Origin of the sequence: Bosea sp. 685, assembly GCF_031884435.1 — a bacterium.
Classification (GTDB): domain Bacteria; phylum Pseudomonadota; class Alphaproteobacteria; order Rhizobiales; family Beijerinckiaceae; genus Allobosea.
Genome location: NZ_CP134779.1, coordinates 1773009 through 1793181 on the forward strand (window position 1 = coordinate 1773009; position 20173 = coordinate 1793181).

19 protein-coding genes and 1 pseudogene are annotated in these 20173 nt (G+C 65.6%); 3 read left to right on the forward strand and 17 right to left on the reverse strand.

What is annotated here, in order from left to right:
* Positions 1-58: 58 nt before the first annotated feature.
* The 5 genes from RMR04_RS09660 to RMR04_RS09680 all read right to left on the reverse strand — a co-directional run bounded on the left by RMR04_RS09660 (position 59) and on the right by RMR04_RS09680 (position 4164).
* On the reverse strand, positions 59-1411 hold the full coding sequence (locus RMR04_RS09660; RefSeq protein ID WP_311914413.1) for a flagellin N-terminal helical domain-containing protein: 1353 nt from the start codon (positions 1409-1411) through the stop codon (positions 59-61).
* Between the two features lie 258 nt (positions 1412-1669).
* Positions 1670-2098, reverse strand: coding sequence for a hypothetical protein (locus RMR04_RS09665; RefSeq protein WP_311914415.1), 429 nt, complete (start codon positions 2096-2098; stop codon positions 1670-1672).
* A gap of 158 nt (positions 2099-2256) precedes the next feature.
* Positions 2257-2745, reverse strand: a complete 489-nt coding sequence (locus RMR04_RS09670) for a hypothetical protein (RefSeq protein ID WP_311914417.1) — start codon at positions 2743-2745, stop codon at positions 2257-2259.
* Positions 2732-3100, reverse strand: coding sequence for a rod-binding protein (locus RMR04_RS09675; protein ID WP_311914419.1), 369 nt, complete (start codon positions 3098-3100; stop codon positions 2732-2734). Before RMR04_RS09675 ends, RMR04_RS09670 begins: the two co-directional genes overlap by 14 nt.
* The gene (locus RMR04_RS09680; RefSeq protein ID WP_311915785.1) at positions 3100-4164 is read right to left on the reverse strand and encodes a flagellar basal body P-ring protein FlgI; all 1065 of its coding nucleotides are present in this window, start codon (positions 4162-4164) and stop codon (positions 3100-3102) included. Before RMR04_RS09680 ends, RMR04_RS09675 begins: the two co-directional genes overlap by 1 nt.
* Positions 4165-4445: 281 nt before the next feature.
* Here RMR04_RS09680 and RMR04_RS09685 point away from each other — a divergent pair, with 281 nt between their 5' ends.
* Positions 4446-4868: a flagellar assembly protein FliX gene (locus RMR04_RS09685; RefSeq protein ID WP_311915786.1), complete on the forward strand. Its 423-nt coding sequence runs from the start codon at positions 4446-4448 to the stop codon at positions 4866-4868.
* 74 nt (positions 4869-4942) lie between these two features.
* Here the strand turns inward: RMR04_RS09685 and RMR04_RS09690 are convergent, their stop codons facing one another.
* The 3 genes from RMR04_RS09690 to RMR04_RS09700 form a co-directional block, all read right to left on the reverse strand.
* Entirely contained in the window at positions 4943-5488 is a 546-nt protein-coding gene (locus tag RMR04_RS09690; RefSeq protein WP_092173484.1) for a 2,4'-dihydroxyacetophenone dioxygenase family protein, read from the reverse strand.
* Positions 5489-5600: 112 nt separating this feature from the next.
* Positions 5601-6335 carry an SDR family NAD(P)-dependent oxidoreductase gene (locus RMR04_RS09695; protein WP_311914421.1) on the reverse strand — a complete coding sequence of 245 codons (735 nt, stop codon included), beginning with the start codon at positions 6333-6335 and terminating at the stop codon, positions 5601-5603.
* Positions 6336-6419: 84 nt separating this feature from the next.
* Positions 6420-7253: a hypothetical protein gene (locus RMR04_RS09700; protein ID WP_311914423.1), complete on the reverse strand. Its 834-nt coding sequence runs from the start codon at positions 7251-7253 to the stop codon at positions 6420-6422.
* 213 nt (positions 7254-7466) lie between these two features.
* Here RMR04_RS09700 and RMR04_RS09705 point away from each other — a divergent pair, with 213 nt between their 5' ends.
* Positions 7467-8681 (forward strand): NADP-dependent isocitrate dehydrogenase, encoded by a 1215-nt coding sequence (locus RMR04_RS09705; RefSeq protein ID WP_311914424.1) that lies wholly within the window; start codon positions 7467-7469, stop codon positions 8679-8681.
* Between the two features lie 77 nt (positions 8682-8758).
* The gene (locus tag RMR04_RS09710) at positions 8759-9220 is read left to right on the forward strand and encodes a GFA family protein (protein ID WP_311914425.1); all 462 of its coding nucleotides are present in this window, start codon (positions 8759-8761) and stop codon (positions 9218-9220) included.
* A 346-nt stretch (positions 9221-9566) separates the two neighbouring features.
* On the opposite strand, the gene RMR04_RS09715 is transcribed toward RMR04_RS09710, so the two are convergent.
* From RMR04_RS09715 to flgC, 9 genes and pseudogenes are all read right to left on the reverse strand, one after another.
* Positions 9567-10073, reverse strand: coding sequence for a hypothetical protein (locus RMR04_RS09715; RefSeq protein WP_311914426.1), 507 nt, complete (start codon positions 10071-10073; stop codon positions 9567-9569).
* A 144-nt stretch (positions 10074-10217) separates the two neighbouring features.
* Positions 10218-12858, reverse strand: a pseudogene (alaS, locus tag RMR04_RS09720) (alanine--tRNA ligase).
* Between the two features lie 354 nt (positions 12859-13212).
* Positions 13213-14298 (reverse strand): recombinase RecA, encoded by a 1086-nt coding sequence (recA, locus tag RMR04_RS09725; protein WP_069692358.1) that lies wholly within the window; start codon positions 14296-14298, stop codon positions 13213-13215.
* A 213-nt stretch (positions 14299-14511) separates the two neighbouring features.
* A complete protein-coding gene (gene cckA, locus RMR04_RS09730; RefSeq protein ID WP_311914428.1) occupies positions 14512-17019 on the reverse strand; it encodes a cell cycle histidine kinase CckA in 2508 nt (835 codons plus the stop codon).
* A gap of 128 nt (positions 17020-17147) precedes the next feature.
* A complete protein-coding gene (flhB, locus tag RMR04_RS09735) occupies positions 17148-18215 on the reverse strand; it encodes a flagellar biosynthesis protein FlhB (protein ID WP_311914430.1) in 1068 nt (355 codons plus the stop codon).
* A gap of 6 nt (positions 18216-18221) precedes the next feature.
* Entirely contained in the window at positions 18222-18980 is a 759-nt protein-coding gene (gene fliR / locus RMR04_RS09740) for a flagellar biosynthetic protein FliR (RefSeq protein WP_311914431.1), read from the reverse strand.
* Between the two features lie 83 nt (positions 18981-19063).
* Positions 19064-19330 (reverse strand): flagellar biosynthesis protein FliQ, encoded by a 267-nt coding sequence (gene fliQ / locus RMR04_RS09745; RefSeq protein WP_069692353.1) that lies wholly within the window; start codon positions 19328-19330, stop codon positions 19064-19066.
* A 46-nt stretch (positions 19331-19376) separates the two neighbouring features.
* A complete protein-coding gene (locus RMR04_RS09750) occupies positions 19377-19700 on the reverse strand; it encodes a flagellar hook-basal body complex protein FliE (RefSeq protein WP_311914432.1) in 324 nt (107 codons plus the stop codon).
* A gap of 29 nt (positions 19701-19729) precedes the next feature.
* Positions 19730-20140 carry a flagellar basal body rod protein FlgC gene (gene flgC / locus RMR04_RS09755; protein ID WP_069692351.1) on the reverse strand — a complete coding sequence of 137 codons (411 nt, stop codon included), beginning with the start codon at positions 20138-20140 and terminating at the stop codon, positions 19730-19732.
* Positions 20141-20173 lie beyond the last annotated feature (33 nt).

Consider the following 20173-nt stretch of genomic DNA (forward strand, 5'->3'; position numbering starts at 1 on the left):
GCCGCCTCTTGTCTTCGGCCCACATTCTGTGGGCAAGCCCGCTTCTGCGGACGAAGGATCAGAACAGACGCAGGATCGCCTGGTCGGCCTGGTTCGAGAGCGACAGGGCCGTCTGCGACAGCTGCTGGCGGGTCTGGAGAGCAAGCAGGTTGGCGGCTTCCTGGTTCGTGTCGGCGGAGACGAGGTTGTCGGCGCCGGCGGTCAGGGTGTTCGACAGGTTCTTGGTGAAGTCCTGGCGGGTCTGCACCGTCGACAGGCTGGCGCCCAGCGACGAGGAGGTCGAACGCAGCGACGAGAGTGAGCCGGTCAGCGTATCGGCCATCGTCGAAAGGGCTGAGTCGTCCTGGATGTTGAACTGACCCGTCAAAGGGCTGCCGTTGACCGCCTGGCCGATACCCAGGTTTGCCGAAGTGATCGTCTGGCCCTGAACATCGAGCTTCGACTGGTTGGATCCGGTCTTCTCGTTGAAGACGATCGAGAGCTTGTCGCCCGTCAGCAGGTTCTTGCCGTTGAAGCCTGCGTCCTTCGCCAGTTGGTCGATCTGAGAGGTCAGGTCGTTGAACTGGTTGACGAGGTTCGAACGGACAGTCGAGTTGCCGGTGGCGGTGAGGCCCGTCGAAACGGCCGCCGCGAGACCAAACGCGGCGTTTTGGCCGCCCGTCAACGCGTCGGTATTGGCGGCGGCCTGGCTCGTGCCAGCGCCGAGATTGACCGTCAGCGTGTCCGAGCCTGCGCCGGTGATGTTGAGCTTGCCGGCGTCGTCGATCGAAGCGGTGGCGATGCCCGACTTGTTGATCTCATTGACGACGTCGCGGACCGTCGAGGTGGCGGTCAGCGAGGTCGACGTATAGGTGGTATTGCCGGCCTTGATCGTCAGGTTGAAGTTGGTCGTGGCAGTGGCGATGCCAAGGTTGCCGTTGGCGGTTGAACCTGCAGGCAAGGTCCCGCTGCCGACGGCGGCGTTGTTGGTGCCGGTGCCGTCGTTGTCAACAAGCGCCTTGTCGAGAGTGACGTCACGGAGGCTCTTGCCGGTGGCGGCCGCTTCGGCGGCAGTCGCTAGGGTGGTGCTGGCGTTGGTGCCGCTCGTGGTCGGACGGTTGGCCGCGTTGTCGGCCTGGGCCTGCTTGACGGTCGACTGCAGCGACGAGATCAGCTTGGTGATGGCGTCGATGCCCTGCGAAGCGGCGGTGATGGTCTGGATGCCGTTCGAGATGCCGTCGAGATTGCTGGTGAGCTGAGCGGCGCGATCGTTCAGGCCGGCGGCGGTGAAGAAGTTGACCGGGTTATCGACCGCGGAGTTGACCTTCTTGCCGGTGGAGAGGCGGTACTGGGCGGTCGAAGCGGCGTCCTTGACGGAGGAGAGCGAGCCGAGCGCGGCGCGAACGCCAGAGGAAAGCGAAACGGTGGACATGTGACTAGTACCCTTCTGGGATGATGCCTTCTGGCGTCGCGATCATTCTGGCCGCGACACCGGGACACTCGTCCGCCAGCTCGTAACAAGCGGTAAATTTCTGCCGTCGAATTGTGCAGGAACGCGCTGAAGGCTGGGCGTGGTTAACGAGGCGTCAATTCCCTTCGCAGGGTGAAACGAGGCGCATCGATAGGCCCAAACGAAAACCGCCCGCTTGGAGGCGGGCGGTTGAAATCGGGCTTGTTCCTGGTGCTCTGGTCAGGCGGTGCGTTCGACGGTGTGCGCTGCGACCTCGCTGGCCTCGCGGGCAAGCTCGGCGAGCTGACGATTATAGACACGCAGCTTCAGCGTCGCCTCATCGGGCACCTGCTCCGTGGTCTCGCCCGTCTGCATGTTCTTCTTCTGCAGGACAAGGCTGCGCGTCAGCGGCTCGATATAGAGATGGCTCTCGATCACGTCGCGCGAGGCCTGCTCGCTTTGGCGATTGGCCGCACTGCGGTCGGCGCTGGTCTGGGTCTTGCGGTCCTGCGTCCGGATCTCGATCCTGACGGCCTCGCCCGCCGATTGCACGGTCTGCTCTGGCGGCAGATCGACCGTGACGCTGCCTTTGGCCGCGACGACGTCGGAGCGCGGAATGATGTTGACGCCGGCTACTCCCGTTACCCTCGGTGTGTTGCCAAGATCCATAGCTTTACTCCTTCTGGAGCATATCACGGCGCCGATGCGCCGCGTCCCGTAGCAAGACTGGCGCGGGACATGCCGCGCCAGCTGCGCAATATTGCAGACAAGCTTGAATCTGACGTTAGGGAATTAGGTAAATATTGATGGTTTACGTGGCGGCCGCTTCAGAGCCGCCGCGAAACCACCAAGGGTCCAGCATTGGGGCGCGCGAAGACGCCGGCACCGACCGTGGAGGCCGGGCCGTAGCCGGCGGCGCGCGAGGGCTTGCCGGCATCGGTCGCGAGATCGCGGACGATCGATTCCGAGACCGCGCGGGCCGTGGCCAGGACGAGCTGGTTGATGTCGATCAACGCCTGGAAACCGATATGAGCGAGCTTGAGCCGCGTGACCTGGTCGGGGGCAAAGCGCGCCAGCGCGACCGCGTTGAGCTTCACCTGCTCGACGCCACGCATATAGATGCCGGCGAGCTCGGCCTTGCGCGGCTCGCGCGTCATGGCCTCGGGCAGGCGCCCGGCGCGGACGAGCTCGGTTTCCTCGCCGACGATGTGTGACAAGGCGCTGAGCGCCTCGAGCACCGCCTCGATCAGCGCGCGGGCTTCGAGGGGGCTCGCGATGCGCGGGCGCTCGTCGAGAATGCGCTTAGCCACCGACATGCGACGCTCCGCTGCTCTGTGTGCTGCTCTGCTCCTGGACCTTGAGCAGGTCGCGCATGATCTGGTCGGAAAGGCCGACGCCGCCGGCCTTCTGCAGCTGCTTGGCGTATTGCTGGCTCAGCATCGACTTGTAAATGCCGCCGCCGGTGCCGTTCTCGCCGAGCGGGCCTTCGGTGCCCTCGGGGGTGGCGAGGAGGCGTTCGGTGGTCTGTTCCAAGAAGACGGTCTCGAAGTCGTCGGCCTGCTTCTTGGCCTTGACCTTGGCGGGGTCGAGCGCGTTCTTGACGCTGTCGAGAACGCTGCCGGCGGTATTCAGCGCCAGCTTTGCGGCGGGGATTGCAAGAGCAGCAGTCATCACATCACCTCGATTTCTGCCTGGAGAGCGCCGGCCGTCTTGATGGCCTGGAGAATGGAGATCAGGTCGCGCGGGCCGATGCCGAGCGCATTGAGGCCGTCGACGAGCTCGGCCAGCGTCACGCTCTCGCGGACGAGCGCCAGCTTGTTGCCGCCTTCGGTATCGACCTTGACGTTGGAACGCGGCACCACGGTGGTCTGGCCGTTGCTGAGCGGGGCAGGCTGGCTGACCTGCGCCTGCTCGCTGATCGTGACCGTCAGGTTGCCCTGCGCCACGGCGACGGTGGAGACGCGGACATCCTTGCCCATCACGATGATGCCGGAGCGCTCGTCGATGACGATGCGGGCGAGCTGGTCGGGCTCGATCTTGAGCTGCTCGATATCGGTGAGCATCCGGATCATGTTGCCTTGGAAGCGCGGCGGGATCTGGAGCACGATGGTCGAGGGATCGGTCGGCTCGGCCGCATCGCCGCCGAGGAAGTCGTTGATGGCGGCGGCTACCCGGCGCGCCGTCGTCAGATCGGGATTGCGCAGTGAGAGCCGCAGCGTCTTGAGCTTGTTCAGCGCGAAGTCGATTTCGCGCTCGACGAGGCCGCCATTGGCGATGCGCCCGACGGTCGGCACGCCGCGGGTGATCTTGCTTGCCTCGCCCTCGGCCGAGAAGCCGGCGATCGCGACCGGCCCTTGCGAGACCGCATAGACCTCGCCATCGGCGCCGAGCAGCGGCGTTGCCAGCAGTGTGCCGCCCTGCAGCGACTTGGCGTCGCCCAGCGCCGACACCGTGATGTCGAGCCGGGTGCCTTGCGTTGCGAAAGGCGGCAGGTTGGCGGTCACCATCACGGCGGCGACGTTGGCGGTGCGCATATTGGCGCCGCGCGTATTGACGCCGAGCCGCTCCAGCATCGCGGTGAGCGACTGCTTGGTGAAGGGGGCGTTGTTCAGCGTGTCGCCGGTGCCGTTGAGGCCAACGACGATGCCGTAGCCCAGGATCTGGTTGGAGCGGACGCCCTCGACGGAGGCGAGGTCCTTGATGCGGGAGAGCGCCTGCGCCGGCCCGGCCGCCATGACGAGGCCGAGCGCGAGCAGGGCCGCGACGGGTGTCAGCAGGGTGTGGAGGGCTGGCAGGCGAAACATGAATGCACCGGCAAGAGGGCAGGGATAGCGCTGATGCCTTGCGATCCCCGTGCCAGTTAGGTGCAAATCGAAAGCCTTTGTTTATCAATGTTTTGGGAATTGGCGGCATGGTCTGGGGTGGCGCATCCTTGCCGCCTTTCCTGCCGGCCCGGCAGTTTCTGCCGGGTGGTTTACCGGTTGTTAACCACGCAACGCCCTAGTCTTGTGGCACCATTTCGCGAGGCCGCCATGATCCGGATCGACCAGCGCGCGCCCGTCACCAATGCCGGCCAGGCCAATACCGCCCGGCGCAGCGGGGGGCGGCGTTCACGCTTCCAACCAAGGAAACCGCGACCACGGCGCGCGGGCAGGCTGTGAGCTCGACCAGCGGGCTCGAGACCCTCATCGCCGTACAGGCCTATGAAGAGCCCCTGGAACGCAAGAAGCGCCAGGCCAAGCGCGGGCATGACCTGCTCGATGGGCTCGACAAGCTGAAGGCAGCGCTGCTCTCGGGCCGCGTCCAGATCTCCGAGCTCGAGAATTTGAAGACGACGCTGTCGCTGCGGCGCGAGATGACCGACGACCCGCGTTTGGACGACGTGCTGGCGCATATCGAATTGCGGGCGGCGGTGGAGCTGGCCAAGCTCGGGCGGTAGCGCTCTCCGTCATTCCGGGCTCAGCGCTGACGCGCTGCCCCGGAATGACGGAGAGGTTTAAGGCGCTTGTCGTCTCAGCGGATGAACTGATCCGCGTAATCTGCTCCAAGCCCGTTGCTGGCATAATGCGCCCGGCACTTGTCGAGGCGGGTGAAGACGTCGTCATAGCCGAGGCATTTGCCGTCGGGATCGACATAGATCATCGCGCCATTGACCTGGAACATGGTGATCATCTCCTCCGTCTCGGGGTCGACCACCAGCGTGTGGGTCTCGCCCGGCGCCTCATAGACATAGGCGCCTTCGGTCGCGACCCAGTCATGTTCGAGATAGCGCCACTGGCCTTTCAGCACATAGCCATGCACCGGCTGAGGATGGCGGTGGCGCGAGAGCACGCCGGAGCGGCGCACGCGCAGCAGGTTCATCCAATAGCCGCGCGTGACGCTAAGGCAGAGCGGCCGGAACCAGACATTGTCGTCGACCGGCACCCAGACGCGTTCATCGCTGGGAATGACGTTGGGCACGATCAGCTCGGGCGGGGAATCTTTCGGCTGGGGATGGCGATAGGGCGTCCAGCGCTCGGCGTCCGAGGCGATGACGGGAATGGGGCTGACCTTGTTCATGGCGTCTCTCCGGTTCTGACATCCTGATTCAAGTCGTTGCCGACCTGATTTCGCAAAGTCCGGCATCTCATTGCGCCGGTTGGTGTTTTTGTCGTCGCGCTGTGCTTGTCGTTCAGACCGCGAGATAGCCGCCATCGACAGGCAGGATCGCACCCGTGACGAAGGCCGCCGCGTCCGAGAGCAGGAAGGCGATCGCACCGCCGACATCGCCGGGCTCGCCCCAGCGGCCCATCGGCGTGCGCGCCAGGATCGGCGCCGAGCGGGCGGCATCCTCGACCAGCGGTTTCGTCAGCTCGGTTGCGATCCAGCCCGGTGCGACCGCGTTGACGCGAATGCCCTCGGTCGCCCAGGCCGCTGCCAGCGATTTGGTGAGCTGGCCGATCGCACCCTTGGAGGCGGAGTAACCCGGCGCATAGGCCGAGCCGTGGAAGGTCAGCATAGAGGCGATGTTGACGATCGCGCCGCCTGCCTTGCCCTGCGCCTTCGCCGCCAGCTTGTCCTTTGCCGCGAGGCACATCCGCATGGTGCCGTTGAGGTTGACCTCGATCGTCATGCGGAAGGCGTCGATCTCGAACTCCTTGCCGTTGCGCTGGATCATGCCGGCGCAGTTCACCAACGCGTCGAGACGCGGGCACAGGGCAACGATGCTTGCGACCTGCGCGTCGCTGGTGACGTCGAGCCGTGCGTGGCGGATCGCGGGATGGGGCGGGGCGGCGGCAACCTCCTCCGCGGTCAATCCCGTGGCGAGAACCTCGTAGCCGGCCTGGGCGAGAGCGAGTGCTGCTCCCGCGCCGATGCCGCGCGTGCCGCCGGTGACGAGGGCGAATTTGGAAGATGCGTTGTCCATGGCGGCGTCAAGCTAAAGCGGCCGACGCAAAGGGGGAAGCTCCTGGAAGGCGGGGCAGGGCCTCGTCAATCGAGCAGGGTCTCGTCAGTCCAGATTGTATTTCAGGCGCAGCATGGCGGTGCCGCGCGTCTCGAAATCGCTCGCGACGAGCGGCATCTGCCGCGCCAGCGCGACGTCGAGGGAGGCCTCCCAGGGCAGGTCGGCGAGGGCCGCGAGATTGGCCGAGAGCTTGACTTCGGGCACGAGGGTCGAGTGCGGGCCGTCGCCGGGAGCGAAGACATAATTGCCTCCCATGCTCACTTGTGAGGTCATGGTCAGGTGCTCGAAGAGCTGGTGGCGGTAGCCGACGAGCAGATTGGCGTTCTGCTCGGGATTGCCGACGACGCCGCTGCCGCCGCCCGTCGAGATCGTCCAGATGAAGCCGGGACCGGCATTGGCGATCGGGCGGGCGAGCCGCCAGTCGATGCGGGCGTCGCGACCGCGCTCATCTCCACCAGGCGCGATCAGCTTGGTGGAGACCGAGACAATATCGGCGCCGAGCTTGAAGCCGACCGAGCGTTCCGGCAGCGCACCTGCTATGGTGCTGCGGGCGGCAAAGCCCTTGCGAATGATGTCGACGGGAATCGGCGCGCGGGCCTGGCCATGGGCGTTCGATGCGGCGATCTGCGCCGCGAGCCCGGTCAGATCGGGTTCGAGAAGAGCGGCGCTGGCGTCACTGGCGCTGTCCTGTTTGCTCTGGTCGAGTGTGTCTCCGGGAGCTTCGAAATCGAGCGCCGGCTTGGGGATCGGGATATGGGGGCTGTAGGGCAAGCCCTCATTGGCCTGCACGGCGCCTGCCGTGACGAGCATGGCTCCCACGACGCCGGCGCGCATCCAGGCGAGCGGGCCAAGGTGAAGTCTGCGATGGTGGGGATGCATGGCGGTCGCCCCTGCGCGATGACGATCAGCAGGCGAAGCTAGAACGGGACCGTGCAATTTTTGCGGCGGTGCAGCATCGCCTTCGAGGCATTCGCCCAAAAGCCGTGCTTCCCCCTTGCCCCCGAACCCGCTAGGAAGCGCGCAGCCGCCTGCCGCGTGCTTGCTGCAGGCCGGAATCGTTCCAGTCTGGCCAGCATCAGGGGTCGAAATCACATGAGCAAGATCAAGGTCGCCAACCCGGTCGTCGATATGGACGGCGATGAGATGACCCGCATCATCTGGCAGAAGATCAAGGAGACCTTGATCTTCCCCTATCTCGACCTCGAGCTGGATTATTACGATCTCTCGGTCGAGAACCGCGACGCCACTGACGACCAGGTCACCATCGACGCCGCCAACGCCACCAAGAAGCATGGCGTCGCGGTGAAATGCGCGACGATCACGCCCGATGAAGGCCGCGTGAAGGAATTCAACCTGAAGTCGATGTGGAAGTCGCCCAACGGCACGATCCGCAACATCCTCGGCGGCGTGATCTTCCGCGAGCCGATCATCTGCAAGAATGTGCCGCGCCTTGTGCCGGGCTGGACCCAGCCGATCGTCATCGGCCGCCATGCCTATGGCGACCAGTATCGCGCCACCGACTTCAAGTTCCCCGGCAAGGGCACGCTGTCGATCAAGTTCGTCGGCGAGGACGGCGCGGTGATCGAGAAGGAGGTCTTCAAGGCCCCCGACGCCGGCGTCGCCATGGCGATGTACAACCTCGACGACTCGATTCGGGATTTCGCCCGCGCTTCGTTGAATTATGGCCTGATCCGCAAATACCCGGTCTATCTCTCGACCAAGAACACTATCCTCAAGACCTATGACGGCCGCTTCAAGGATATCTTCGAGGAGATCTACCAGGCCGAGTTCAAGGCCGAATTCGACAAGCTCGGCATCACCTATGAGCACCGCCTGATCGACGACATGGTCGCCTCCGCGATGAAGTGGTCGGGCGGATATGTCTGGGCCTGCAAGAACTATGATGGCGACGTGCAGTCCGACACCGTCGCGCAGGGCTTTGGTTCGCTCGGCCTGATGACCTCGGTGCTGATGACGCCGGACGGCAAGACCGTCGAGGCCGAGGCCGCGCATGGCACGGTGACGCGCCATTATCGCGAGCACCAGAAGGGCAAGGAGACCTCGACGAACTCGATCGCTTCGATCTTCGCCTGGACGCGTGGCCTCAGCCACCGCGCCAAGCTCGACGGCAATGCCGAGCTCGCCAAGTTCGCGCTGCTGTTGGAGAAGGTCACGGTCGACACGGTCGAGGCCGGCGACATGACCAAGGACCTGGCGCTGCTGGTCGGCGCGGAGCAGAAGTGGCTTTCGACCACCGGCTTCCTCGACAAGGTCAGCGACAACCTGCGCAAGGCGATGGCCGCCTGAGGCAGGCGCCAGCGCGACTTGTCGCCGCTTTCAAGCCCGGCCAGATTGGCCGGGCTTTTTCGTGGGGACCACACATCATGGCCAAGACACAGCCTGTGACCGGTGGCTGCCAATGCGGCGCCGTGCGCTATCGGCTCGAACAGCCGCCGTCCAAGGTCTCGATCTGCTTCTGTCGGATGTGCCAGAAGGCCGTCGGCGGCTATTTCGGCGCTTTTGCGAGCTCAGCGCTCGCTGATCTTGTCTGGACCAGGGGGCAGTCCAGCATCTTCGCGTCCTCCGAGGCGGCAGAGCGCGGCTTCTGTTCGTCTTGCGGCACGCCATTGAGCTTCAGCTATCGTGGCAGCGGCCGGATTTCGGTCACCGCCGGCAGTCTCGATGATCCGGCGGGCCATCCGCCGACCCTGGCTTATGGCGTCGAGGGCCGCATGCCCTGGTTCGACGATCTCTGCCGGCTTTCCGGCACGAGCACGGAGGATGATATCCCGCCGGACGAGTTCGCCCGATACCGTTCGCGCCAGCATCCAGATCAGGAACCTTGAGCAGGCCTGGGTTTGGCTGCTCCAATCCGGCACTCACTTTCTGATGCAGCGAAAAGCGCGGGGAACCCCTCTCCTGTAAGGAGAGGGGCAGGGGTGAGGTGTCGGCCCCTGGGCCAGTTGCGTGGAAGCCTCGCAGCGTGGCAGCGGTGAGGTCACGGCCAAAGCGTCAAACGGCCGACCCCTCACCCTGCCCTCTCCCTCCGGGAGAGGGTTCCCCGCGCCCTATCAGCCGATGCCGTGGCGAGCCATGATCGGGACAGGCCGATGCAAGAGCAAAACCCTGCAGCATCAGGATGAAGGCTCGCGCAGTTTCCAGACGGGCTCTAAGCGCTGAAGGCGGTCAGTCTTATTCGACCGTGATCTCCTGCCGGGCCAGGATGCGGTGTTCGGCCAGCGGCGCGTGCATGACATAGCGTAATTCGTAAGCGCCCGGCGTCTCGGGAGCCTCCAATGTCGCCTCGCTATTTTCTGCCGGGAAGAATGAGGGGCCTGCAGCGTCTGCGGCAGCATCCTTCGGCGCGATGACGACGCGATCCTGCTCGCCATTGGGGCCGATGCCACGCGCTGGCAGGCCCTTGCCGCGCGCGACGCGGGAGGGTGCGGAGAGCGTCGCGCTGGGCGGCGTCGTAATCAGCGGCTGGCGCAGCAGGATGACCGGCGCGCCGTCGCGATCTTGGGTCAATCGCAATTCGTAGGAGCCCGCATCGCCGGGCGTCTGCAGGCTTGCGGAGGGCCGGCCGGATAATTCAGCGACGATGATGGCGCGCGTCGCGGCGTCATCGGGCCGTGCGATGGCGAGCCTTGCCGTGCCTGGAGCGTTGCTGATGGCGACGCTCAGCATCGAGCCGGCCATGACGCTTTGCGAAGCCGAGAGGCCAGGGCCGGCTGGCGCGCGAGGCCGTGTCTGCGAGCCCGCCGGCGAAGACGCCAGCAGGACGATGAGGCCCGTCAGGATAGGCCGCCGTGACCTCATCGTTTGAACAAGCGGGCGCGCGCCTCAGCCCATCGCGGCGGCGACGGCGTCGAGCGCAGCCTGCGCCTTGTCGCCGTCGGGGCCGCCTGCCTGGGCCATGTCGCGCCGGCCACCGCCGCCCTTGCCGCCAAGCTGTTCGGAGGCTGCGCGCACCAGCGCCACCGCGTCGAAGCGAGCGGTCATGTCCTCGGTGACGCCAACGACCACGCCTGCCTTGCCATCATCGGCGACGCCGACGATGACAACCACGCCGGAACCGACGCGCGTCTTGGCTTCGTCCGCCAGGCTCTTCAGATCCTTCATCTCGACGCCGGATACGGCCCGCGCGAGCAGCTTCGCGCCGGCGATCTCCTGGATGGGGTCTTCGGCAGCGCCACCGCCGCCCATGGCGAGCTTCTTGCGCGCTTCGGTTAGGTCGCGATCGAGCTTGCGGCGCTCCTCGATCAGGGCCGTAAGCCTGGTTCCGGCCTCGGAGGCCGGAACCTTCAACAGGCTGGCGAGGCCCTGCAGCAAGCGGGATTCGGAGTTCAGATGCGCGCGGGCATGGTTTCCGGTCATCGCCTCCAAGCGCCGCACGCCGGCCGCTACCGCGCTCTCGCCGACGACGCTGACGAGGCCGATATCGCCGGTGCGCGTCGCATGGGTGCCGCCGCAGAGCTCGATCGAGAACGGCTTGTCCGCAGCCGTCGTTCCCATCGCGACGACGCGGACTTCATCGCCATACTTCTCGCCGAAGAGCGCGCGCGCCCGACGCGGTCGCTTCGTCGACGCTCATCAACCGGGTCGTCACCGGCTCGTTGCGCAGCACGATCGCATTGGCGATCTCCTCGACCTCGCGCAGCTCCTCCGCCGAGATCGGCTTGGGATGCGAGAAGTCGAAACGCAGACGCTCGGGCGAGACCAGCGAGCCCTTCTGGGCGACATGGTCGCCGAGCACGAGGCGCAGCGCCTCATGCAGCAGATGGGTCGCGGAATGGTTGGCGCGGATCGCGCCGCGGCGGGCATGATCGACCAGGAGCTCGACCGCCTGGCCGCGCTTCAACTCGCCGTCCTTCACGGTGACGACGTGGGCGAAGACATCGCCGAGCTTCTTCTGGACGTCGGAAACTTCGGCGACGGTGCCAGGCGCGCGGATCGTGCCGGCGTCGCCGATCTGGCCGCCAGATTCACCGTAGAACGGCGTCTGGTTGACGATCACGAAGCCGCTCTCGCCGGATTTCAGGCTCTCGACCTCGGCATTGTCGCGGATCAGCGCCGTGACCACGCCCTCTGCGGTCTCGGTGTCATAGCCGAGGAACTCGGTTGCGCCGACGCGATCGCGCAGCGGGAACCAGAGTTTTTCGGTCGCGGCTTCGCCGGTGCCGGCCCAGGCAGCGCGCGCCTTGGCCTTCTGCTGCTGCATCGCCGCATCAAAGCCCTCGGTATCGACCGAGACGCCACGCGCGCGCAGCGCGTCCTGCGTCAGATCGAGCGGGAAGCCATAGGTATCGTAGAGCGTGAAGGCGACATCGCCCTTCAGGCTCTGGCCGGAGACCAGGTCGCGACTGGCGTCGTCGAGCAGCGTCAGGCCGCGCGCCAGCGTGGTGCGGAAGCGCCCCTCCTCGAGCTTCAGCGTCTCGGAGATCAGGCTCTCGGCGCGCAGCAGTTCGGGATAGGCGCGGCCCATCTCGCGCGTCAGCACCGGCACGAGCTTGTAGAGCAGCGGCTCCTTGGCGCCGAGCAGCTGGGCATGGCGCATGCCGCGCCGCATGATCCGGCGCAGCACATAACCGCGGCCCTCGTTCGAGGGCAGCACGCCGTCGGCGATCAGGAAGGCCGAGCAGCGCAGATGGTCGGCGATGACACGGTGGCTTGCCTTCATCGGCCCGTCGGAGGGGACGTTGGTCAGGTCGGCGATGGCGCCGATCAGGGCCGCGAACAGGTCGATGGCGTAGTTGTCATGCGTGCCCTGGAGCACGGCGGCGATGCGCTCCAGGCCCATGCCGGTGTCGATCGAGGGGCGCGGCAGCTCGGTCCTGATGCCACCCGCCGCCTCTTCATATTGCATGAAAACGAGATTCCAGATCTCGATGAAGCGGTCGCCATCCTCGTCGGGCGAGCCCGGAGGACCACCGGGAATATGGTCGCCATGGTCGTAGAAGATCTCGGAGCAGGGGCCGCAGGGACCGGTGTCGCCCATGCGCCAGAAATTATCTGAGGTCGGGATGCGGATGATCCGCGAATCCGGGAGCCCGGCGATCTTCTTCCAGAGCGCATGCGCCTCGTCGTCCTCGGAATAGACGGTGACGGTCAGCTTGTCCTTGGGCAGGCCGAATTCGCGCGTGATCAGGGTCCAGGCGTGAGTGATCGCCTGTTCCTTGAAATAGTCGCCGAAGGAGAAGTTCCCCAGCATCTCGAAGAAGGTGTGGTGGCGGGCGGTGTAGCCGACATTGTCGAGGTCGTTGTGCTTACCGCCGGCGCGCACGCATTTCTGCGCCGTGGTGGCGCGAGCATAGGGGCGCTTTTCCTGGCCGGTGAAGACGTTCTTGAACTGCACCATGCCCGAATTGGCGAACATCAGCGTCGGATCGTTGCGCGGCACGAGCGGGCTCGAGGCGACGACCTCATGGCCGGCCGACTTGAAATAATCGAGGAAGGTGGACCGGATCTCGTTGACGCCGCTCATCGCAATTGGAAACTCTGGTTCAGGACGGGGCCGGGGCGCTTCCCGGCGACATCAGCGTTCTAGTCAGGCGGCTTGCCCCTGTCGAGAGAGCCGAAGCGCGAGATGTTGTCCCAACGCCTTGACTGCAAACGAAACCTTGGTCGTAAACGAAGCCTTGGCCGCAAACGAAGCCTTGGCCGCAAACGAAAACGGGCGGCCCGATCGGCCGCCCGCTGAGATCTCCGTTTCGCCTGGCTTTGGTCTTGCCGCGGCTTGCCCCGAAAAGCGGTTCCCGCTTTTCGGGCTCTCATCTCAGAGTGAGAGCAGGATCAATGCGAAAAAACGATGCCCGCTTTCTCGCAGCCCGTTTTGAGCTCAGGCCTCTCCCTCGTCGAGATCGTCGTCGGTCGGGGTCGCCTGGTCGAGGATGCGCTCGGCGACGAGGCCGGAATTCTGGCGGATCGTCGCCTCGATCTTGGCCGCCACATCCGGATTGGCCTTGAGGAAAGCCTTGGCATTCTCGCGGCCCTGGCCGAGGCGCTGGCTGTCGAAGGAGAACCAGGCGCCGGACTTTTCGACCATGCCGGCCTTGACGCCGAGATCGACCAGTTCGCCGACCTTGGAGATACCCTCGCCGAACATGATGTCGAACTCGACCTGCTTGAAGGGCGGGGCGACCTTGTTCTTCACGACCTTGACGCGGACCTGGTTGCCGGTCGCTTCCTCGCGATCCTTCAGTGTCGAGATGCGCCGGATATCGAGGCGCACCGAGGCGTAGAATTTCAGCGCGTTGCCGCCGGTCGTGGTCTCGGGCGAGCCATACATCACGCCGATCTTCATGCGGATCTGGTTGATGAAGATGACCATGCAGTTCGAGCGCGAGATCGAGGCTGTCAGCTTGCGCAACGCCTGGCTCATCAGGCGGGCCTGCAGGCCGGGCTGGACATCGCCCATCTCGCCCTCGATTTCGGCGCGCGGGGTCAATGCGGCGACCGAGTCGATCACCAGCACGTCGATTGCGCCGGAACGCACCAGCGTGTCGGTAATCTCCAGCGCCTGTTCGCCGGTGTCGGGCTGCGAGATCAGCAGATCGTCGAGGTTGACCCCGAGCTTGCGGGCATAGACCGGATCAAGCGCATGCTCGGCGTCGACGAAGGCGCAGACGCCACCCTTCTTCTGGGCCTCGGCGATGGTGTGGAGTGCCAGCGTCGTCTTGCCGGAGGATTCAGGCCCGTAGATCTCGATGACGCGACCGCGCGGCAGGCCGCCGACGCCGAGCGCGATGTCGAGACCCAGCGAACCCGTCGAAACCGTCTCGATCTCGATCGCCTGCTGGTTCTTGCCCAGGCGCATGATCGAGCCCTTGCCGAAGGCACGTTCGATCTGCGAGAGCGCTGCGTCCAGCGCCTTGGCCTTGTCCATCGAGGAGCCTTCCACGAGCTTGAGATTCGCCTGATTCACGGGTTGCGCTCCTTATGGCAGGGGCGCGACCACATCTCAATGCGCGCCATGGTGTTATCTGATCATGGTTTGTTCTCATAGGCAAGTTCTTTTTTTGTTCTCACGGTCCGCCGCGTCTTCGGGGCTTGCCCAATCGGTCGCCAGCGGGACTTCAGACCGTAAATCCAGGCCGGCTTCGGCGTGGCGTTGCATTGACGTTGCAACCTGTCCCGCTCACGCCATCGCCGCCTTCACCGTTTCGACCAGCTGCTTCATCGTGAAGGGTTTTGGCAGGAACTGGAAGTCCTCGCCCTCGGGCAGGTTCTTGCGGAAGGCTTCCTCGGCGTAGCCGGAGACGAAGACGACCTTGGTCGCAGGGTTGCGCTGGCGCAGTTCGCCGAGCAGGGTCGGGCCGTCCATTTCCGGCATCACCACGTCGGAGACGACGAGATCAATGCGGCCGTCATGCTTCATGAAGATGTCGAGCGCCTCGACGCCCGAGGCCGCCTCGTGGACCGTGTAGCCGCGCGAGACCAGCATGCGGGCGTTGAGCGCGCGGACCGCATCCTCATCCTCGACCAGCAGGATGACGCCAGCGCCGGTATGGTCGGCGGCGAGCTTCTTGGGCGCCTCCTTGGCAGCGGCTTCGGCCGCGATCTCCTCGGCGCTCGGCACATGCCTGGGTAGGAAGATGCGGAAGGTCGTGCCCCGGCCGACGGCGGAATCGCAGAAGACGAAGCCGCCGGTCTGCTTGACGATGCCATAGACCATGGAGAGGCCCAGGCCCGTGCCCTTGCCGACCTCCTTGGTGGTGAAGAAGGGCTCGAAGATCTTGTCGAGATGCTCGGGCGAGATGCCGGTGCCGGTGTCCTCGACCTCGAGCAGCACATAGTCGTCGGCCGGCAAGGCGGCATGGCCGAAGCCCGCCGCATCGGCTGCCGCGACATTGCGCGTGCGCACCGTCAGCTTGCCGCCATCGGGCATGGCGTCGCGGGCGTTGACCGCGAGATTGACGATGACCTGTTCGAGCTGGCCGAGATCGGCCTTGACCGGCCAGAGGTCACGGCCCTGGCGGACGTCGAGCCCGACCTTGTCGGCGACCACGCGCTTCAGCATCAGCGAGAGGTCGGAGAGCACGTCGCCGAGTTCGAGCACCTGCGGACGCAGCGTCTGCCGGCGCGAGAAGGCGAGCAATTGCCGCACCAGAGCCGCCGCGCGATAGGCGTTCTGCTTGATCTGCATGATGTCGGGGAAGGAGGGGTCCGTCGGCCGGTGGCTGGCGAGCAGGAACTCCGAGGCGTTGATGATGACCTGCAGCACATTGTTGAAGTCATGCGCGATGCCGCCGGCGAGCTGGCCCACCGCCTGCATCTTGCCGGCCTGGTCCATATTGTCCTTGAGCTTGCGCTCGTCGGTGGTCTCCAGCGCGTAGATGATGGCGCGTTCGCCGTCGCCATCCTCCGTGGCTGCCACGGGGGAGAGGTAGAGCCTGGCCGAGCGTCCATCCTCGCCCGCAAGCGTCACGTCGAGCGGGGCGATGTCGGCGCGGCCATCCATCGCGTCCGACAAGGCGCGCTCGAGCTCGGCCGTGCTTGGCGTGACCAGGTCCTGGATCGCGGCCGGCTGGGGGCCGGCCTGCGTCAAGCGCGTGAACGCGGCGTTGGAGCGCAGGATGGCGCCGGCCTTGTCGACGGTGGCGATCGCCATCGGCGTGGAATGGAAGAAGCGGGCGAAGCGGACCTCGGCGTCGCTGCGGCCGTCGGAGCCGGCCTCGCCGGAGGTGCGGTTCAGCACCAGCGTGCGCGAGGGGCCGGCGCGGCCGTCGCTGCCGAACGCGACCTGATGATGCAGCCTGACGGGCAGCGGCACGCCGTTGCGGCGCTTGAGGTCGACATCGAGCACCTCGGTGCGGACATCGCCGGGCAGGCCGCGAATGGCCTGGACGAGGGCAGCCGCGTTGGGCGTCGCGATGTCGTCGAGATGCAGGCCGCCGGAGCCGAAGCGGGCGAGATCGAAATCGAGCCAGCCGGAGAGGGTGGCATTGAGATAGGAGACCTCGCCATCGGCATCGATCGAAACGAAACCGGCCGGCGCATGGTCGAGATAGTCGATCGCGTGCTGTAGCTCCTGGAAGGCGTTCTCCTGGCGCTCGCGCTCGGGCGTTACGTCCGAGACGCTCCAGAGCGTGGCTGCCCTGCTATCGCGGTGCACGGAGGAGACGCGGATGCGGTACCAGCCGACGCCGCCGCGCCCGTCGAGCGCGGGCTCGAGCCGGACCTCCTCGATGAGGCGACGGTTTTCGCGTGCTGCAGTGGCGAGGCGGTAGATCGCCTCCGAGACGTCGGCGCGGCCGGTGAAGAGGCGCTCGACCGGGCGGATGTCGCTGGCGCCGCGGGCGCCGGCCAAAGCGAGATAGGCCTCGTTGGCATAAACGATGCGGTTCTCGCCCTCGGTGACGACGACGCCGTCCTCGGCGCCGTCGACTATGGCCTTGGTCAAGTCGTTGCGGGCGGCGCGGCCGGAGAACTGGATGAGGCCGATGGCGAAGGCGAAGAGGCCGAAGACGCCGACGACAGAGAGCAGCGCCAGCAATCCGAGGATCAGCGGCTGCGCCCATTCATTGGCGATGAAGCCGAGCGCGATCGCGGCGCCGACGAGCAGCCCCGCGACGAGCAGGATGACGCCGATATGGCCGGGCTTGTCGGAGCGATCGATCGCAGTGGTCGCCGTGGTTCCGCTCATTGCGGTTTGGTCCGTTCCATTGACACCGCAGCGGTGGTCCTGCGACCGGCCGATGCGCGCTCAGCCTGTCTTGCGCGTTTAAGCCCATCTTGCGCGCCAGCCTACCTTGCGCGCCAAGCTCTTGCGAGTTAGGCGCGCCGGCCCTTCAGGCGCAAGATGTAACCGATCACTTCGGCGACGGCCTTGTAGTGTTCGACAGGAATCTCTTCGTCGATCTCGACGGTTGCGTAAAGCGCCCGGGCCAAAGGCGGGTTCTCGATGATCGGCACACTGTGCTGGCCCGCGACCTCGCGGATCCTGAGCGCGACAGCATCGACGCCCTTGGCGAGGCAGAGCGGCGCGCCCATGCCGGGTTCGTATTGCAGAGCGACGGCGAAGTGGGTCGGGTTGGTGATGATCACGGTCGCCTTGGGAACGGCGGCCATCATGCGCTTGCGCACGCGCTGGGCGCGGATCTGGCGCAGCTTCGCCTTGACCTCGGGATTGCCTTCCGAGTTCTTGTACTCGTCCTTGAGCTCCTGCTTGGTCATCTTCTGGCGCTGGTACCAGGAGTAGCGCTGATAGCCGAAATCGCCGATCGCGATCACCGCGAACAAAGCGAGCGCGCTCGCCATCAGCTTGATCGTCAAGGCCAGCGTCGCCGGCAGCAGCGCCGAGACGTCCATCTGGGCAAAACTCTCGAGCCGGTCATGCTCGTTCCAAAGCGTGGTCCAGAGCACGACGCCAATCAGGCCGGTCTTGGCGAGCCCCTTGGCGAAATTCACCCAGGCTTCCTTGCCGAACATGCGCTTGGCGCCGGCCATGGGCGAGATGCGGCTGAACTTCGGCATCATCGGCTCGAAGGTCCAGAGTGGCCTGTGCTGGATCAGCGCGCCGGCGAGTGCGGCGCAGAGGATGAAGGCAAGAGGCAGCCCGATCGCGGAAAAGCCGGTCATGACGCCTTGCCGGGTGACGTTCATGAAGGACGTGCCGTCGGAGGGTACCTGATGGGCGTTCATCAGGAAGCTGCGCAGCGAGAGTGCCGCTTCCCTCGCCGACCAGCCGGCGGCGACGAGCAGTGCCAAGGTGAAGCCGCAAAGCACGAAGAAGGTGCCGATTTCGTTGGAGCGGGCGACGTCGCCCTTTTCGATCGCCTGATCCAGCTTTCGCTGGGTCGGGTCTTCTGTTCTGTCCTCGTTGTCGGCCTCGTCTGACATCGCCGCTCAGCTTCCGGTGAACTGGCGCAGGAAGACGCCGAGATCGTTGAGGAAGACGCTCATCATGACGCCGATGACAGCGATGAGCACGACCATGCCGCCGAAGATCGAGGCCGGGACGGCCAGAAAGAAGACCTGGAGCTGCGGCATCATGCGCGCGAGCACGCCCAGCCCCAGATTGAACAGCAGCCCGAAGACGATGAAGGGGGCCGAGATCTGGACAGCGAGCGCAAACCCTTGCGCGGCAGCGCGGACGGCCAGGGTCAGTATGTCGTTGACGTCGGGCAGGCCGCCGGGCGGCAGCACGCGGTAACTTTCATGGACCGCGACGATGGCGACATGATGCAGGTCTGTCGTCAGGATGAGTGTGATGCCGAGCATGGTCAGCAGGTTGCCGACCGAGGGATTCTGTTGCCCGCCCGTCGGGTCGATCGTCGTGGCGAAGCCCAGCCCCATCGTCTGCGCGACGATCGCGCCCGCCGATTGCAGGCAGGCCATGACGAAGCGCGAGCAGAGGCCGATGACGAGGCCGATCAGCACCTCGCTGGCGAGCAAGCCGACGACGCCGGGCATGTCGCTCGGCACGCGCAGCAGCGGACGGACCATCGGCGCTATCATCAGAGCGATGAAGAAGGCCAGCGACAGCCGCGCACGCGAAAAGACGAAGCGCTCGCCGATGCCCGGCATCAGCATGACCATTGTTCCAACGCGCGCGAAGACAAGCACGAAAACGGCGCTGATCTCGGGCAGGATCGCGATCTGCATCGGGCGCGGCTGGCCTCTTCGCCGATCGGTGCGTCGCAAGCTGGAGCCATGGGCGACCATGGCTGGGCAAAGCTGCGGCAGGTTCATTCGCCCGTGGCGATTCGGACGGCGACCCGCCCCATATAGCCTGCGAGCGCGTCGCCCATGAACGGAAGAAACACCATCAGCGTCACGAAAACGGCGAGGATCTTCGGAACGTAGACGAGCGTCTGTTCCTGGATCTGCGTCAGGGCCTGCACCAGCGAGACCGCGAGGCCGACGATGAGGGCAACCGCCATCACCGGCCCACCGGCCTTGAGGAAGACGAAAATGCCGTCGCGCGCGACGTCGAGGATGGCTCCGGAGGTCATTGCTTCGTTTCTTGTCCTGGCTTCTCGTCCTGAAACGCGGCGGCCGTCAGACCGGCATCCGCATGATTTCCTCATAGGCCGCGATGATCTTGTCGCGCACGGCGACGAGCGTCTCGATCGCGGCCTCGCTTTCGGCGACGGCGGTCACGACATCGACGACATCGGAGCGGCCGGCGGCGACATTGGCCGTCTGCGTGTCGCTCTTCTTGCCGGCGTCGGCGGTGGCTTCGAGCGCCTTGCTGATCAGCGACGAGAAATCCGGGCCGTCGCCTGCGCCGGTCGCTGAGGCGAGCGGCTTGCGCATCAGATTGCCCGCGCCCATCCCCTGGATCGAGGCGTAGGCTCCCGCGGCGAAGCTGGGTGTGGCCATGGCTGGGGTTCCTGTTCCGGGCCGCGCGATCAGGTGCGCAGGATGTCGATGGTGCGCTGGATCATCCGGCGCGTGGAGGAGATCAGATTGAGGTTGGCCTCGTAGCTGCGCTGGGCCTCGCGCATGTCCACGGTCTCGATCAGGGTGTCGACATTGGGCATGCGGACATTGCCCGAGGCGTCGGCGACCGGATTGCCGGGCTCGAATTTCGTGCGGAAGGCGCTCTGGTCGCGCTGGACGCGGCCGAGATTGACCAATTGTGCGTCGAGGTCGCGGTCGAAACGGCGCTGAAAGGTCGGGATCTTGCGGCGATAAGGGTCGGCGCCGGCGCTGGCGGGCCCGGAATCGGCGTTGGCCATATTCTCCGCGATGACCCGCATGCGGCCGGACTGGGTGCGCAGGCCTGATGCCGCGACCGCGATGCTCTTCATCAAATCCATGATTTGCCTCCCGCCATATTAGAGCGGTTTCCG